General features: G+C 45.1%; 12 protein-coding genes and 1 rRNA gene. 3 read left to right on the top strand and 10 right to left on the bottom strand.

Going from position 1 to position 11953, the window contains the following annotated elements; all coding sequences use genetic code 11:
• Positions 1–192: 192 nt before the first annotated feature.
• The 9 genes from AC5V8P_RS17495 to AC5V8P_RS17455 all read right to left on the bottom strand — a co-directional run bounded on the left by AC5V8P_RS17495 (position 193) and on the right by AC5V8P_RS17455 (position 8292).
• Complete coding sequence (locus AC5V8P_RS17495; protein ID WP_064795763.1) at positions 193–681, bottom strand: hypothetical protein; 489 nt, start codon at positions 679–681, stop codon at positions 193–195.
• An 84-nt stretch (positions 682–765) separates the two neighbouring features.
• Positions 766–1128 carry a response regulator gene (locus AC5V8P_RS17490; RefSeq protein WP_064795764.1) on the bottom strand — a complete coding sequence of 121 codons (363 nt, stop codon included), beginning with the start codon at positions 1126–1128 and terminating at the stop codon, positions 766–768.
• A 352-nt stretch (positions 1129–1480) separates the two neighbouring features.
• Entirely contained in the window at positions 1481–2470 is a 990-nt protein-coding gene (locus AC5V8P_RS17485; RefSeq protein ID WP_064795765.1) for a metal ABC transporter substrate-binding protein, read from the bottom strand.
• A 35-nt stretch (positions 2471–2505) separates the two neighbouring features.
• A complete protein-coding gene (locus AC5V8P_RS17480; RefSeq protein ID WP_064795766.1) occupies positions 2506–3354 on the bottom strand; it encodes a metal ABC transporter permease in 849 nt (282 codons plus the stop codon).
• Positions 3300–4007, bottom strand: a complete 708-nt coding sequence (locus AC5V8P_RS17475) for a metal ABC transporter ATP-binding protein (protein ID WP_063212555.1) — start codon at positions 4005–4007, stop codon at positions 3300–3302. The genes AC5V8P_RS17480 and AC5V8P_RS17475 overlap by 55 nt, the downstream gene beginning before the upstream one ends.
• A gap of 216 nt (positions 4008–4223) precedes the next feature.
• Positions 4224–5243, bottom strand: a complete 1020-nt coding sequence (locus AC5V8P_RS17470) for an ABC transporter substrate-binding protein (protein ID WP_064795767.1) — start codon at positions 5241–5243, stop codon at positions 4224–4226.
• A 33-nt stretch (positions 5244–5276) separates the two neighbouring features.
• Entirely contained in the window at positions 5277–6098 is an 822-nt protein-coding gene (locus AC5V8P_RS17465) for an ABC transporter ATP-binding protein (protein WP_064795768.1), read from the bottom strand.
• Complete coding sequence (locus AC5V8P_RS17460) at positions 6095–7207, bottom strand: FecCD family ABC transporter permease (RefSeq protein WP_064795769.1); 1113 nt, start codon at positions 7205–7207, stop codon at positions 6095–6097. Before AC5V8P_RS17460 ends, AC5V8P_RS17465 begins: the two co-directional genes overlap by 4 nt.
• Positions 7204–8292 carry a CobW family GTP-binding protein gene (locus tag AC5V8P_RS17455; protein WP_064795770.1) on the bottom strand — a complete coding sequence of 363 codons (1089 nt, stop codon included), beginning with the start codon at positions 8290–8292 and terminating at the stop codon, positions 7204–7206. Before AC5V8P_RS17455 ends, AC5V8P_RS17460 begins: the two co-directional genes overlap by 4 nt.
• A gap of 231 nt (positions 8293–8523) precedes the next feature.
• On the opposite strand from AC5V8P_RS17455, the gene AC5V8P_RS17450 reads away from it, so the two are divergent.
• Genes AC5V8P_RS17450 through AC5V8P_RS17440 form a run of 3 tightly spaced genes read left to right on the top strand, consistent with a single transcriptional unit; the run spans position 8524 to position 11645 of the window.
• Complete coding sequence (locus AC5V8P_RS17450) at positions 8524–9525, top strand: permease (protein ID WP_064795771.1); 1002 nt, start codon at positions 8524–8526, stop codon at positions 9523–9525.
• An 8-nt stretch (positions 9526–9533) separates the two neighbouring features.
• Positions 9534–10511 (top strand): TIGR03943 family putative permease subunit, encoded by a 978-nt coding sequence (locus AC5V8P_RS17445; RefSeq protein WP_064795772.1) that lies wholly within the window; start codon positions 9534–9536, stop codon positions 10509–10511.
• Between the two features lie 18 nt (positions 10512–10529).
• Complete coding sequence (locus tag AC5V8P_RS17440) at positions 10530–11645, top strand: CobW family GTP-binding protein (protein ID WP_064795773.1); 1116 nt, start codon at positions 10530–10532, stop codon at positions 11643–11645.
• A gap of 234 nt (positions 11646–11879) precedes the next feature.
• On the opposite strand, the gene rrf is transcribed toward AC5V8P_RS17440, so the two are convergent.
• A 5S ribosomal RNA gene (gene rrf, locus AC5V8P_RS17435) occupies positions 11880–11953 on the bottom strand; the annotation flags it as partial.

The following is an 11953-nucleotide window of genomic DNA, read 5'->3' as shown; positions in this document are numbered from 1 at the left end:
AGCATCTGACGCCGATCTTTAGGTGGACGTCCTCCTTGTTTTTTTCGGGCCGGGGGCAGCAAGGGTTCAAGGATATTCCATTCTTCATCTGTTAACTCATATCTTCGTCTCATATTCCTTATTTTACTAGATTTTTATGGCCTGTACAGTTTGCGTACAGGCCCTAGATAAATCGCCGTTATATTTCTCGCTTTAAAATTCATAGGTGGACAGCTTAATATCCTCTTTATTCAAATCTTTCAGCGGATACACAGGACCATTCCAATAAGTCAAAATATTAAGCGGCTCATTAGTACCATGTTCCTTTAAAGTATGAGATAGTTCGAGCAATATATGAGGAAGTTGATAAGAACTTGTTAAAAATTGATATTCCTCTGGGCGTTCGCAGTCTTCTGCTCGATAAAACACAAAGTAGCCCTCGGTATAATCCCCAATGAGTACAATATGTCGAGCAAGAAAGATAATTTCACCATTAGCAAACGGAATAGAAAATGTCGAAGCAGAGATCAAATCTGTCTCTAATGCCTCAATACGAACGGTGAGTTCATTGTTAAGAGCATCCACTTTTTCTCTTTGTTCACTGACAAGGTGTTCATAATTTACAGGAAGAAGCCCCCCACTCTTGATCGTAGCGATCAGTTCATCTATAAATACTTTTTGAGACAATACTCGATTGCTCATCCTATTCATCTCCATATTCGTAAAAATAAGCATGGAACTCCCGCTTCATTATGTTCAATAATTATGTATTAAAAGCTTGATTCATTAATTATCCAGCATTTTTGTGACTGCATTCACGACCCTTTCCATCTCAAATGGCTTCACAATAAAGTCTTTTGCACCTGCCTTAAATGCTTGTATAATCGCTTCCTGCTGACCCAAAGCAGAACACATCAAGATGTTGGCTTGAGGATCAAGCTCTACAATCTTTTTAACAGCCTCAAGTCCATCCATTTTAGGCATATTTATATCCATCGTAATTAAATCAGGGCGAAAATGTGCATATTTCAAAACCGCATCATACCCATTTTCCGCTTCTGCAATAACAGAGTGACCTAAATCCATAAGAATATCCTTGAGCACAGAACGCATAAATAAAGAATCATCCACTATTATGACTGTTGCCAAGTTAACCTCTCCAATCCGTTGTCTTATGATATGCACGTCCAAACTTCAATATCGGTGAAAAAACTAGTTATATTAATAGAAAGAATCTGTAAAAAGAAAAACGCTACCATTGAATTATAAAAGAAATTTGAAACTAGCTACTACAGCATTAATTTCAATAAAAACGTTTCGCAATGACGTAAATCATCTCTATAGCATGAAGATTACAAAGTACTAGGTCTTCCATGAACCCTTAGCACTATGCAAGTGAATTTAAAGGTGAAAGAAGCTTGGGACAATTTCATTAAACAGACACAAAAAAAGACGCCGCTATCATGCCAACGTCTTTTTCGAACTATTTGTTTAAATATACTTATTCATTCAGAGCTTTTTTCAAAGCCTCCAAATTGTTTTTCATTACACCAATGTAATCCAGATTCTTCTGTTTGTCTTCATCTGTCAATCCTTCAAGCGGATTCAGCACATCCGTTTTCGAACCAATTTCCGTAGCTACGGTCTCAGCAACCTTCGGATCAACCAACGTTTCAAAGAAAATTGTCTTTACATTATTTTCTTTAGCAAACTTGATGATACCTGCCAACTTGTCTGGTGTAGGTTCTTGTTCTGGAGATAAACCGGCAATAGGTACTTGGATCAGACCATATTGCTTAGCCAAATAGCTAAAAGCAGCATGCTGCGTAATAAAGTCTTTACGTTTTACATCTTTCAGACCTGTTTTGAACTCGGTATCCAGTTCTTTCAGCTTAGCAATATAAGCATTGGCGTTTTTCTCATAGTCTGCTTTGTTTGCAGGATCGGCTGCTGCAAGCCCTGTTTCTATAGCTTCTACTTCTTTTTGAGCTAAGACTGGATCAAGCCATACATGAGGGTCCAGCACATGATCGTGGCCTTCCTCTGCGTGTGCTTCTTCTCCTTCCTCCTCAGCAGATCCTTCCATCAGGTTCAACCCTTTGCTTGCTTCCACGACTACACGCTTGTCATTCGATGCACTACTCAAAGCCTGTTCTGCCCAACCTTCAACAATCCCGTTATAAACAAATACATCAGCATCCTTAACCTGTGCCATATCTTTGGCGCTTGGCTCCCAGTCATGTGGCTCAGCACCCGCAGGAATCAACGCAGTTACGTTAGCATGATCTCCGGCAACTTGCTTGGTGAATTCATACATTGGATAAAACGTAGTGACCACATTCAGCTTTTTACCACTGTCCGCTGTTTGAGCCGGATTAGATTCGGCTTGGGATGCATTCGTGGCTGCATGATCAGATTTAGCTCCACAACCGGCCAAAATAAGTGCTAGTCCTGCAGACAATACAAATGATTTTTTGAACCATGTATTCATATTCATAGCTCCTTATGTGTTAGTTTTTTATACACTCACTGGCCTGCCGCATTCTTACGTCGGGAAGCCTGTTGCTTGCCGAGCTTACGGACCAGCTTTTGAATACTAGCTCCTATGATCAGGAATAATAACAGCACCATAGCAATCGTTCCCCCTGGGGGTGTACTGAGTTCATATGATGCGGATAATCCCATAAATACGCCGATCAATGCGGTGATCATAGAGATCCAGATAGCTGCCGCGAAGCTTGGTGCAATTCGAATCGCCAGTGCAGCGGGCAGTACGATTAGCGAGGAGACAAGCAGCACACCAACAATCGGCATGGCTGCGGCTACAATCATCCCTGTTAAAATACTAAACGCAAATGAGATAGACTTGACAGGAAGACCATTAGTCTTTGCCGTTTCTTCATCAAAGGTAATCTGATACAAAGGGCGCCGGAACACGAAAAAGAAAATACCTCCGATGATAGCCACAATGATCATCAACATTAGTTCGGTCCGATTGACAGCTACTACCGAGCCAAACAAATAAGCTGAAAATCCTTTGTTGATGCTCTGATTCAGATTCATTAAAATAACAGCCGTCGAGAGACCCCCTACCATTATAATAGCCACAGAAATCTCACTATACGTTTTATAAGACCTGCGAACATATTCAACGATAATCGCGCCGATCACAGCCACAACAAATCCGGTGATCGTCGGGTTAATGCCTAAATAGGCACCTGCTGCCACCCCTGCCAGCGACACATGCGATAGCATGTCCGCCATGAGAGCCTGGCGCCGTAGCATCAGGTATACTCCAAGCACCGAGGCCAGCAGTGCAATTACCCCACCGGCACAAAATGCCCGCTGCATGAAGTCGTAGTGCAGCATTTCCATCCGCCATCTTCCTTCCTTTCAAGCTCAATAATACGATCCAAATAATGTTGCACTTCCGATAGTCCATGAGTAACCATGACTACAGTTCTTCCATATTGCTTAACCTGCTGATTCATCAGATCGTAGAAGTGATATCGACTTTCCTGATCCATTCCGGTCGTAGGCTCATCCAAAATGAGCAAATCCGATTCCTGAGCAAGCGCCCTCGCCACACATATACGCTGCTTCTGTCCACCAGACAATTCGCCGATTTTACGATGCCGTAAATCCCACATCCCTACCTGACGAAGCGCCTGCTCTGTCAAAGCATGATCCTCAGCCCGCATCCGGCGCAGCCAAGAGCCATGCGTATATCTACCTGAACGGACAAATTCCAGAATAGTACTTGGAAAACCTCCATTAAAGGCAGCAATTTGTTGTGATACAAATCCGACAACGAGCTTTTTGCCTTCACCTGTACGGTCGGACATAAACACTTTGCCTTTCCAGGGCTGAAGTAAACCGAGCAGCAACTTGAGCATCGTCGATTTGGAAGCACCATTCGGTCCGGTAATAGCCACAAATTCTCCGGAGAAAATTTCAACATTGGCATCCACCAAATTAGGAACATCTCCGTATCCAAATGTGACCTGTTCCAATGAGGCCAATAACATGACGCAAATCTCCTTTTCCTTTAAAAAGCCTGGAGCCATCTGAGCGGTCATCATACCGCAGATTTTCCAGGTCGTTTATGATCACTAAACCATCTACCGTAATTATTACGATTTGGCATTAAAAAAATAAGCGCTTGATAAACGTAACCTTTACGCATTAGCAAGTTTAACAGTTTGGGCAAGGTTCGTCAATGTTTTGGCAACCTTTTTGTTTGTTTATTTCACTTTATCCGGGTACAAGCCTGCAGCCAACGTTTTCAATGCAAGCGGTGCACGCACACCTTCAGCCGCTGCGGATAAAGGTAACACCACGAACCGTTTGTTTTTGATCGCTTCGACACCAGCCAGCGCTGGCTTGCTCAACAACAGCTTTTCTTTATCAGCCAATGAGGTATCTCCGTAGTCGAGAATGACAATAACATCAGGGTTGCGATTCACGACTTCTTCCCAGCTTACTTCCGTAAAACTTTTGTTGATATCTTCAAAAATATTTTTCGCTTTCACACTTTTAATCAAAGATGTCAGGTAATTATTGGCGGCTGTAAATGGCTTGTCTTCGCCGCTGTCATAGACAAAAACCTTGGGTGCCCGTTTAACCGTACCAATTTGAGTCTGGATGGACTGCACTTGTGCACGCATGTCATTTACCAGCTGTTCTGCACGCTTTTCCACGCGGAATATACGCCCAATATTTAGTATATCCCGATATACATCTTCTAATATAGGACCTGGCTTATTGGAGGATTCCTGTACATAAGTTTGTACGCCCTGTTGGGCAAGCTCCTCACGGGAACCCAAGCTTTTATCATTAAAGGCACTCTTCCAGCCCGCGTAGGCAAAATCCGGTGCAGCTGCCATAAACACCTCTTTGGACGGATATTGTTTGGCCAGAACCGGGATTTTATCATACTGATTCTTATATTTAGGTAAAATCTGGTCATCCAAATATGCAGTTCCTACCATAGAAGACTCCAGCCCAAGGGCCAGCATAACTTCTGTTGCATGCTGGTTCAATGTAACCGCGCGTTTGGGCGCTTCGGGAAATACCATTTTTACACCCATATTTTCAATCTCTACTGCCTTCTTTCCGGTCGTTGATTGCGATGCGTCAGGTTGCTGTCCGTTTGCAGATAAATTTGTGTTTTTAGCCGTGTTTCCTGATGTGCAGGCCGATAATAACAGCATCAGCAAAACAAGCACAACCAGCGGGAATGCAGGTTTGCTATATTTATTCATATGTAACGTCTCCTCTTCCATTCACAGTTTATCTTACTTCATCGGATCATCATTTGTTCTGTTAATGTCGTGGGCGGCTCCACCTCTGAGCGAATCCGGTAAAAAGGTAATACTCGGTTTCCCGGTTCTTGGATGAACGCAAATTTCTGTCTCCACCCCGAATACACTGCGCAGCAAGTCAGGCTGAAGCACATCCTCCGTTATTCCAGAAGATACCACTTTGCCTTCTTTTAATACATACATTCGGTCACAATAAAATGCCGCCAAATTTAAATCATGCAACGCAGCTAAAGTAGTGATTTGAAGTGTTTTGACCAAATCGAGAATTTGCAACTGATACCGAATATCCAAATGATTCGTCGGCTCATCCAAAATGAGAAATTTCGCTTGTCCAGCCAAAGCTCTAGCAATCAGCACACGTTGCTTTTCACCGCCCGACAGAGTAGCAAAACTTTGATCCGCCTGAGCTTCCATCCCCACCCGCTCCAGCGCCTGTTCAACCAGCTCATGATCAAGGGCGCTATCTGCTTCCAACAGTTTCTTATGGGGATGACGGCCCATCAGGACGATGTCTCGTACTGAAAAATCAAACGTTTGGGGCGCATCCTGACTCACCACGGCCATTTGTCGTGCCGTTTCTTTGTACTTCATCCGTAGTAAATCCCGGCCATCCAGCGTCACTAAACCACTGTCAGGCCTTAGTACACGATACATATTTTTAAGCAACGTCGATTTACCGCTACCATTGGGACCGATCAGTCCAACCAATTCCCCCATTTTTACCTGGAGACTAATGCTGTCGATCAACCGTTTATCGTGAATACTGAAGGTCACGTCTTCGACTTCTATATTCATTTTTCGCCTCCAAACGAGTAGGAACTGCGCCGCAGCAGCCATACAAAAAAGGGTCCGCCACACACCGCCGTTACAATACCAATCGGCAGCTCCTGCGGAGCAAGCACGAGCCGGGCACATACATCTGCCCACACGACAAAGATAGCTCCCGCTAACAGACTCACGGGCAGGACACGTCGATGATCCGATCCTACTATTAGCCTAACGATATGTGGAACCATAAGCCCGACAAAGCCAATCGAGCCACTGACTGATACGACTGCGCCAGTTAAAAGAGAAGCGACAACAACCAATAATACGCGGAACGTTTGTACATTTACACCGAGCGTTATGGCAGCTTCCTCCCCCGTTAACAATGCATTCAGTGAACGGTATCGGGTCAGAAGGACAGCTGTTCCAATGGTTACAATGAGGCTTGGAATAAAAAGCGTATTCCATTGAGCGCCTGCCAGACTTCCCATCATCCAATACATCGCGTCACGGATACCTTTTTCATTCGGAGCCATCGTAACGATAAAGCTGGTCACAGCCGACAGCATCATAGATACCGCTACCCCTGACAACAGCAAGCGGGTCGTCGATATACGCCCGGCCACACGGGCCAACGCGAACACCATAAGCATTGCAGCTAAAGAGCCTATAAAAGCAGATAGGGGCAATGCAAGTCGTCCCAAAAATCCAAAAGCCCCCAACACAATAACTAACGTCGCTGTCACTGAAGCCCCCGATGAGACTCCTAAAATATAGGGATCCGCTAACGAATTACGAATTAATGCCTGTATAGCCGCTCCGGTAACAGCAAGCCCTGCTCCTACGACAACCCCTAGCAGTACGCGTGGAAAGCGAATTTCCCAGACGATATATTCCTCCGGTTTGCTCCAAGTCACAGGTATCCACTGATCCAGCCAGGGAAGATGGGACAGCACAATTCGCCATACTGTCCCTGGAGCGACAGCCACAGGACCTAGCATGACCGCGAGTGTAACTGACAGCACTAACCCAGCAGTTAGCAGCAGCAGAATTGTCGTAAATCCCCATGAAGTCTTCCCTGCTAGGTCAGCTTGAGAATTAGGTTGGGATGAATAAACGCTGCTCGTTCTCGAACTCATGAACTAGCCAGTGGCTTTGCGGCCGCTTCCAGCTTTTTCAATCGCTCTCCGATCTCAGAAGCAGAGAAATTCTCGCCCATAATAACCGCTACATCGTTCACTGGCTTTTGCGGTCGGATCGGAATGATTTCCAGTTCACGATAGGCAAATTGGAACATCATCTGACCCTCCGATTCCAAGAACCGAACAATTCCTTTGGCTCGGTAAATTTCCGCAGGCAAACTACGGAACAACTGTTCAAACTCAAAACGTGACACAGGTTGTCCAAAAAAATGCGTATGAACAACTACGTGATCGTAGGAATGATAGTGCTCTCCGTGTTTGTGGTCAGGGTCGTGGTGCTCAGACTCATGATGGTCATGAGGACGATGCTCTGTATGTTCATCATGACCATACGTGTGAAAACGATTTTCCGCATGATGACGATCGTTCGCAATATCAACTATGGAATCCTTTTTCCGCGAAACATCCATCCGTTTCTCTCCTTGAATGGAGAAAAAGGCCATCGGATCTACATCACTCCGCTCCGTGCTTACAGTCAAAGCGTAGGGATTTAATTCTTTTACAAGGGCCTGTACTTTCTGCAATTCTCCCGTAGTCAACAAGTCATTCTTGTTAATAACCAGTTTGGAAGCGCACCGCAGCTGATCCTGCATCAGACGAAGCGACTTGTTTCTCTCACTCCCCAAGGAAAAATCCAAAAATTGACGCGCATCCATAACCGTAATAACGGATTGTAAAACCATAGAAGAATATATAGAAGCATCTGTCACTGCATCTACGATTTCCATCGGGTTAGCCACTCCGGTACATTCTACAACAATTACATCTGGTTTATATTCCTCGGCAAGATTCATGAGCTCTACGCCCAAATCCCCGCGAATGGTACAGCAAATACAGCCACTAAGCATTTCCTTCATAGGGGCTTGGTTGTTCACCAAATTGCCGTCCAGATTAACATCACCCAACTCATTCATCAAAATAGCTGGCTTGAGACCCTGGTCCTTGTAGTAAGCCAGCGCATGCTGAAGAAGAGTTGTTTTGCCGCTGCCCAAAAATCCGGATAAAACAACAATCGGTATCATATAATCCTCCTTGTCTTTACAGCACTAATATGGATCGTACCGTAAAAGTTTTCTTCTTGCAATCATTTATGGAATATTAATCGTAATAATTACTATTAATAAACATAAATATATATGAATTCACTTTGAATTGTCAATATAGGAGGTGATTTAGACCTAATCCGCCAGCATGATTGTCCCAACACAGGCATAGGATGTAGATAAGAACCCTTATTCCCGAGGAGATGTGGAATGAAAAACAGTACGCTGTTGAAAATGCTGCCTTTTATGATTCCGTTTGCCTTTCTCATCCCTGTACTTATTACGCTATCTCCTCAGTGGCTTCGTTTGATAGATATAGGGCAGCTACAGTCATTAAAGACAGTATTTATGGGTATTTTTCTGGAAGCTGTTCCGTTTCTCCTAATCGGTGTGCTTGTCTCATCCCTTTTGCAGTGGCTTGTACCAGAAACATGGATTCGCAAAATAGCCCCTGCGCATCCTGTACCAGGTGTCCTGCTCGCCTCCTTGCTAGGTATGCTATTTCCCATCTGTGAGTGCGGCATGATTCCTGTCGTTCGCCAATTAATGCTCAAGGGAATGCCTGCCTATATGGGTATCACTTTTATCTTAAGTGGGCCTATTATCAATCCGGTAGTACTGGCTGCGACGATGATGGCTTTCCCTTCCCACCCAGAGATCACTGTCGTGCGAATGGGTTTGGCCTTTGCCGTTTCCGCGACTATCGGATTGATCGTATATGCCTGTGTGCGTGTGCATCCGCTCAAACGGTCGTTACTTTCCTTCAACCAACAGCAGCAGAACAATCCAACTCATCGGCATAACCGCACCTGGCGGGGCTTTTTTGTACATGCTGGTGACGAGTTTTTGGACATGAGTAAATATCTCATTATCGGCGCATTATTGACTGCTTGCATCCAAACCTTTATCCCACGTGATGAAATGCTCTCGTTAAGCAATGGAACGGTCGGCTCGTACGCCTTTATGATGGGCTTTGCCTACGTGCTGTCGCTGTGTTCCACCTCCGATGCCTTTGTAGCTACTGCTTTTTCACATACCTTTACACTGGGCCCGCTGGCAGCCTTTCTTGTACTCGGCCCAATGCTTGATTTCAAAGGCACACTCATGCTGCTAAGCACCTTCCGCACCAAATTTGTCGTGATCTTAGGCTTGCTTATTGTTGTACTCGTCCTGATAGGCTCTATAACTGCTGAATGGTTATTGGGGAGGTGAACATAGACGTGAACTCAACTTTTAGTATCCGTTGCCAATATGGCATGCGCTCCTTGCTCATGATCGGATTAGCTGTATACATCATCACATTACAACACACGAGTGCACTTCATTACTACTTGGCTCCGCATATGCAAAAGCTGCTTTTGCTCTGTCCTGTGCCGCTCATGTTCATCGCCTTGGCGATGGCATGGCACGTAATCGTCGGTGGGCAGGAAAGTGAAGATGTTTGCGATTGTGAACATCCGTTACCGCAGAGCTGGTTCAAAAAAACACTCGTATATGGAATGTTGCTCATTCCGCTGTTGTTCGGTTCACTGCTGCCCAACCAAGCGCTTGGCAGTGATATGGCAGCCAAAAAAGGCATGTCCTTCACCTATCCCAACCCGGATATCCGGCGAAAAACAGACATACAAACCACGAACACATCCGCCTCCTCCCTTTTATCAACTGTATCTTCTACACCAACTTCGCTCCCTCTTAAGGGAAAATGGAGTCAGGAAGCGCTGGATAAGCTGTTCGTTCCACCTGATAAGTACAATGTAGAATTCGCCGAGCTCGCGAAACGTCTGTATCAGCAACCCATTATTCAGATCCAGCCGGAGATTTTCTCCGAAACTATAGGAGCGATCGAACTGTATAAGCACGCTTTTGAAGGAAAAAAAGTACAGGTGACTGGCTTTGTCTACAAAGACGACAACCTGCTGGGTAAAGGTCTATTCGCAGTAGGAAGATTCCTTGTTATGTGCTGTACTGCCGATGCCATGCCATTCGGGATTATCGTCCAATCTCAGAACCCTCCGTCCTTTGACAAAGATACCTGGGTCACTATTGAAGGAACACTGCATACAACGCAAAAGGACAACGCACCCATACTTGAAATTCGATCCGATAAAATAACGACTGTCGAGCAGCCGAAATCCCCTTATGTCTATACGCAAGCAGACTCGGTAGCTACCTATGATCGTTTGAATACAGCACACTAAACCCACCAAGGAGGAAAAATGATGAGCAAGGTTCCTGTTATACTAATCAGTGGTTTTCTTGGAAGCGGCAAAACAACACTACTTTTGCGGCTGTTAGCCCATACCCGCCAAATTCCCCTCCATGCTGCTGTTTTAATGAATGAAATGGGCGAATATGATGTAGACAGTGCTATTATTTCAGCGGAAATGCCTGATGTGCCAGTCGAGGGACTACTAGAGGGCTGTATTTGTTGCAGCAAAAGAAATGAGCTGGCTGGGGCACTGCATACCCTGCTCAACCAAAAGCCAGATGTGATCTTCATGGAGACCACCGGGGTAGCCAACCCCGAGCAGGTGTTGGAGGAGCTTCGCTCCCCATTACTGGCGGATCGACTGTATCTGGTTCACAGCATCAGCGTGGTGGATGCCGAGTTGTTCCATGAATACAACAGCCGCTTCACCGCAGATAAAGAGCTGGTACGGACTCTGCACGGACAGCTTCGTACCGCCGACTTCATCGTGGTGAACAAGACAGATGTTGCAAGTATCCGTGAAGTTGCGAAGGTCGTCAAGAATATCCGCAAGCTTAACAATACAGCCAAGCTGCAAACTACTGAGTACAGTCGGGTTGATCTCGAACCACTGCTGGAGCCTGTATTGACCTCCATATCCGTTGGCGCGAAACCTGTACAGGTATCTCAACCTGCATCAGCACCGACTCAGCTGAACGAAGCAGAGGCGTCATACGTAGCAGTTCCAGTCAAAAATATCGGAAGATCTGACAGTGTGTCCAGAAGTACGGCATTCAAAGTGATTTCTGCACATCATCACAGTCATAACCATACTTTTGCTTCCAACCAGCCCCATTCATTTTCCCGTCTAGAGAGCCTAACACTGCATCAATATTCTCCTCAACCATTGGAAAAGCAACGGTTGGAAGACTTTCTGACCGGACTAGGCTCCTCGCTGCTTCGAGCAAAAGGTTATTGTGTCCTTCCGGAGGAAGGTACAATGCTTCTGCAATTTTCAGGCAGTCGCTTAGAATGGCAGCCCACCGAACTTCCTGTGAACCAGGGATATGTCACGCTCATTGGAGAACAGCTTGACAAAGCATCCATTACCGATCAATGGGAACAGTGCTTCGTGTCGCTGTAATCCACACATTTAGCTCAAGATGAAAATTTCTTCTGGATGTTTACGAAATTAAATTATAAGGCTGTTCCTTTGACCTTAAAAGTCAGAAGACAGCCTTTTTTTGTATTTATTATGAATTTGTATATACGCAGTATGTACCTTATAGGATACCATGTTGAATGATTGGAAATAAAAAAAGCTGTCGAGACTCTCTCGACAGCCTGAGCATGACTCTGTAAAGTCATACTATGATTTGCTTGGCGGCGTCCTACTCTCCCAGGACCCTGCGGTCCAAGTACCATCGGCGCTGGAGGGCTTAACGGTCGTGT

The organism is Paenibacillus sp. N119s (assembly GCF_059447605.1).
Note: the sequence above shows the minus strand (reverse complement) of the source record. Positions and strands in the feature narration are given on the sequence as shown.

Excerpts from the sequence above, each read along its gene's own strand:
- AC5V8P_RS17485 (WP_064795765.1), bottom strand. The coding sequence starts at position 2,470 with ATGAATACATGGTTCAAAAAATCATTTGTATTGTCTGCAGGACTAGCA.
- AC5V8P_RS17495 (WP_064795763.1), bottom strand. The coding sequence starts at position 681 with ATGAGCAATCGAGTATTGTCTCAAAAAGTATTTATAGATGAACTGATC.
- AC5V8P_RS17470 (WP_064795767.1), bottom strand. The coding sequence starts at position 5,243 with ATGAATAAATATAGCAAACCTGCATTCCCGCTGGTTGTGCTTGTTTTG.
- AC5V8P_RS17465 (WP_064795768.1), bottom strand. The coding sequence starts at position 6,098 with ATGAATATAGAAGTCGAAGACGTGACCTTCAGTATTCACGATAAACGG.
- AC5V8P_RS17475 (WP_063212555.1), bottom strand. The coding sequence starts at position 4,007 with ATGTTATTGGCCTCATTGGAACAGGTCACATTTGGATACGGAGATGTT.
- AC5V8P_RS17440 (WP_064795773.1), top strand. The coding sequence starts at position 10,530 with ATGATGAGCAAGGTTCCTGTTATACTAATCAGTGGTTTTCTTGGAAGC.
- AC5V8P_RS17480 (WP_064795766.1), bottom strand. The coding sequence starts at position 3,354 with ATGGAAATGCTGCACTACGACTTCATGCAGCGGGCATTTTGTGCCGGT.
- AC5V8P_RS17450 (WP_064795771.1), top strand. The coding sequence starts at position 8,524 with ATGAAAAACAGTACGCTGTTGAAAATGCTGCCTTTTATGATTCCGTTT.
- AC5V8P_RS17460 (WP_064795769.1), bottom strand. The coding sequence starts at position 7,207 with ATGAGTTCGAGAACGAGCAGCGTTTATTCATCCCAACCTAATTCTCAA.
- AC5V8P_RS17455 (WP_064795770.1), bottom strand. The coding sequence starts at position 8,292 with ATGATACCGATTGTTGTTTTATCCGGATTTTTGGGCAGCGGCAAAACA.